Source organism: Staphylococcus simulans, assembly GCF_002902285.1.
GTDB lineage: Bacteria > Bacillota > Bacilli > Staphylococcales > Staphylococcaceae > Staphylococcus > Staphylococcus simulans.
The window spans coordinates 1-4,498 of record NZ_PPRU01000052.1; the positions used below are offsets into that span (position 1 = coordinate 1).

A 4,498-nucleotide genomic window follows, 5' to 3' on the forward strand; every position below is an offset into this window, starting at 1 on the left:
GTATGCGTTTCAACCTTGTTTGCCCTAAAGAATTGAATCCTACGGATGAATTATTGAACCGTTGTAAAGAAATCGCTGAAGAAAACGGCGGCGAAATCTTAGTAACAGACGACATTGATAAAGGTGTTAAAGGTTCAGACGTACTTTACACAGACGTATGGGTATCTATGGGTGAGCCAGACGAAGTTTGGGAAGAACGTATCAAATTATTGAAACCTTACCAAGTAAACCAAGACATGATCGAAAAAACAGGTAACCCACGTGTTATCTTCGAACACTGCTTACCTTCTTTCCACAACACTGACACAACAATCGGTAAACAAATCTTTGATAAACACGGCTTAAAAGAAATGGAAGTTACAGATGAAGTCTTCGAAGGCAAACACTCTGTTGTATTCCAAGAAGCTGAAAACCGTATGCACACTATCAAAGCTGTGATGGTTGCGACTCTAGGAGATATTGGATAAGGAGGACACAAAGTATGGCTAAAATCGTAGTAGCATTAGGAGGAAATGCCTTAGGCAATTCCCCACAAGAACAATTAAAGCTAGTGGAAAACACATCAAAATCACTTGTAGCATTGATTCAAAAAGGCCACGAAGTAGTCATCAGTCACGGCAACGGTCCGCAAGTCGGCAGTATCAACCTAGGATTAAACTTTGCGGCAGAACATGATCAAGGTCCAGCCTTCCCATTCCCAGAATGTGGTGCAATGAGTCAGGCGTACATTGGTTATCAACTACAACAAAGTTTACAAAACGAACTACACAATTTAGATATTAAGAAACCTGTTGTGACTTTAGTCACACAAACAGTGGTTTCTAAAGAAGACCCAGCATTTGAAAATCCAACAAAACCAATTGGTAAATTCTATGACAAAGATTTAGCAGATACAATTGCTAAAGAACGTAAATACACATTCGTAGAAGATTCTGGTCGTGGCTACCGTCGTGTAGTCCCTTCTCCACAGCCAATTGAAATTGTTGAGCTACCAAGTATTGAAGATTTAATCAATAACGGATCACTCGTTATTGCTGGTGGTGGCGGCGGTATCCCTGTTGTTAAAGACGACCGCGGCGACTTACACGGTGTAGACGCAGTAATCGACAAAGATAAATCAAGTGCGATTCTTGCGGCACACATCAAATCTGATAAGTTAATCATTTTAACTGCAGTCGATTATATCTTCATCAACTTCGGTAAAGAAAACGAAGAAAAATTAACTAAAGTCACTACTGCTGATATGGAAAAATATATTGAAGAAGGTCAATTCGCTAAAGGTAGTATGTTACCTAAAGTTGAAGCATCTCTTCAATTCATTGAAAAGAACCCAGAAGGCGAAGTACTCATTACTTCTCTAGAAAATCTAGATGCTGCATTAGAAGGCAAAGTGGGTACAGTGATTACAAAATAATTCGCTATTGATGGTAGGTAATGCTCAATAGATAGTGAATCATGACAGATATATTGATTATAAAAAGTGCCTGAACATGCTTGAACAATCTCACATTTGTTACAACTTGTTCAGGCCTTTTATAAATATTTTGTTACATAATTTATATTCAAGTCCTATCATACACAGAATTTTGAATGAGCGGATCTCGCTGATTCAAAAAAATTTTACGCAAAAATAAAGAGTATTCTTACACTTTAATCTTTGATAACTTTTTTAAGTCCTGCGTTGGATAGCTTTTGAATATAAATTTAACAGCCGAAGAATGTCAAAGTCTATATATCTATCGATAGTCTCTATGACATTTGAAGCTGGAACCAATATATAAATAAAGCGTATGGGCTGAATAAAATGTATCTTGTCTTTTTTATCTGACATTCGAATATGATAACTGCATTTTTGAGATTCCCTTGCTTATAAGGAGATGATTATAATGGATTATGCAAATCAAATGGATGCTGCTAAAGAATCAACAGAGCCCCCTAAAAAGAAGAAAAAATTTAAACTTCGTATGCCTGGTGCCTTTGCCATTTTGTTCATTTTAACAATCGTTGCTGTTATTGCGACATGGCTGATTCCAGCGGGTGCGTATTCTAAATTATCTTATGAACCAGGGGCTGATCAATTAAAAATTGAAAACCCTCATAAAGAAATTAAGAAAGTGCCGGGAACCCAAGAAGAATTAGATAAAATGGGCGTCAAAATCAACATAGAACAGTTTGAATCCGGCGCAATTAATAAACCTATTTCTATCCCAGATACTTACGAAAGATTAAAACAAAATCCAGCAGGACCTGACCAAATTACAAGCGCAATGGTTCACGGAACAATTGAAGCCGTTGATATTATGGTATTCATCTTTGTACTCGGTGGACTTATTGGTGTTGTAAGTGCCAGTGGTTCATTTGAATCTGGATTACTTGCGTTAACGAAAAAGACTAAAGGTCATGAGTTTATGCTCATCTTCATGGTTTCTATCCTGATGGTACTCGGAGGAACCTTGTGTGGTATTGAAGAAGAGGCCGTCGCCTTCTATCCAATACTGGTGCCAATATTCATAGCAATGGGTTATGACTCAATTGTCTGTGTAGGGGCCATATTCTTGGCCAGTTCCGTCGGAACAACCTTCTCAACAATTAACCCATTCTCAGTAGTTATCGCCTCTAACGCTGCAGGTATTGCCTTCACTGAAGGGCTATACTGGCGTATCGCAGGTTGTATCATTGGTGCAATCTTTGTTATTGGTTATTTATATTGGTATACACAAAAAATCAAAAAGAATCCAAAAGCTTCTTACTCTTATGAAGACCGTGAGAAATTCAATGAACAATGGTCTGTTATGGGTAAAGATGCACATGCGGATCAATTCACTTGGCGTAAGAAAATCATTTTAATCTTGTTCGTTATCCCATTCCCACTTATGGTTTGGGGTGTAATGACTCAAGGTTGGTGGTTCCCAGTCATGGCCGCAATGTTCTTATCTGTAACGATTATTATCATGTTCATTGCAGGTATGGGTAAACAAGGATTAGGAGAAAAAGGAACAGTCGATGCCTTTATTAATGGTGCTTCTAGTTTAGTAGGTGTATCATTAATCATCGGTTTAGCGCGTGGTATTAACTTAGTTATGAATGAAGGATTAATTTCAGATACAATCTTGAAATTCTCATCTGACATCGTATCTCATGTGAGTGGTCCGATATTCATTATTATCTTATTGATTATCTTCTTCTTCCTAGGATTTATCGTACCATCATCTTCTGGTCTAGCAGTACTGTCTATGCCGATTTTCGCACCGCTAGCAGATACTGTTGGTATTCCAAGATTTGTTATTGTAACTGCTTATCAATTCGGACAATACGCAATGTTATTCTTAGCACCTACAGGACTTGTAATGGCAACATTACAAATGTTGGATATGAGATACTCACACTGGTTCCGATTCGTATGGCCGGTTGTAGTATTCGTACTTGTATTCGGTGGTGCAATGTTAGTAACACAAGTGTTAATCTACTCATAATTAAAACAAAATTAAATAGGTATTCTGAAGCAGAGATCTGAATAGGTCTCTGCTTTTACATTTATAATAGGAAGAAACTCATGATTTTTTAGTAAAACAGTAAAATTAGTGTACCTATTCAGTAAAAAAAGTGATAGTGACTGGATCGCTGAACAAGTAATATTTTATTACATTGACGAATAACAAATTTATGTATAAATAAAAGAGGCTCATCGCAAACAATTACGATAAGCCTCCACACTTATGAATGATAAAAAAATATTAAATTTAATGATTTTTAATGATACGCATCCAACATATCTTAAAAAATTCTACTTGATTTTAAAGCTGTGGTTTAAACCGCTGCAGTAATTCTCTTTTTCTCATACTGCATCAATTTAAACCCACCTATATGGTGTTTAATAATAATAATAGGGACACTAACTTTTTTACGCATCCTATTTGTGACGATTTCTCTCTCTATGTCTCAAATAAAAATTCATTTTCTTTTTCTCTCGAATTTTGTATTACAAATTTTCTATATCTCATTGTGATACGAACTTGTAAATAATAGTTGTATCCTTAAAGAAGGAGTGAATTTCTAATACCGATGTTTGTCTAACTGGATTTCTAACCAGAAATAATATAACCGTTATGCGAAAGATTGCCTTTCGTTAGTTATTTTTTTACCAGCTACAAACCTAATCGGTCAGGTCAATTGAATTACTGTGCTGTTAAACCTTCATGAAGTTCGATCTCTATTTATAAACTCAGCAATTCAATCTTGCACAGTACGCGCACCTTTCACAGCTGCAAATACAAATTGGACTTTGGCCTGTTTTTCTCTCAATTTGTATCAAAGTTGGATTCCTTTTTTGAGAGGTGTTTGTCTTGTGCATGGCTAAATATTAGCATCATGTTTTTTGATAGTCAAGAAAAATCTTAAAATTTTTATAGATTTTTTTACAATCATTACGGTTTCATACAATTTCTTGGTGGTTATCACTATCATAAAGTAAAAAATGTTATTTTTTCTAAAACCGCAC

The 4,498-nt window shown here is 35.9% G+C and carries 3 protein-coding genes; all 3 read left to right on the forward strand.

The window, feature by feature from the left end:
- Positions 1–467: Rossmann-fold NAD(P)-binding domain-containing protein (locus tag CD112_RS11590; RefSeq protein WP_506546932.1), on the forward strand; the 467-nt coding region annotated here is incomplete at its 5' end.
- Positions 468–481: 14 nt separating this feature from the next.
- Entirely contained in the window at positions 482–1,414 is a 933-nt protein-coding gene (gene arcC, locus CD112_RS11595) for a carbamate kinase (RefSeq protein ID WP_002480072.1), read from the forward strand.
- Positions 1,415–1,904: 490 nt separating this feature from the next.
- Entirely contained in the window at positions 1,905–3,473 is a 1,569-nt protein-coding gene (locus CD112_RS11600) for a YfcC family protein (protein ID WP_103364362.1), read from the forward strand.
- The last annotated feature ends 1,025 nt before the right edge of the window (positions 3,474–4,498 follow it).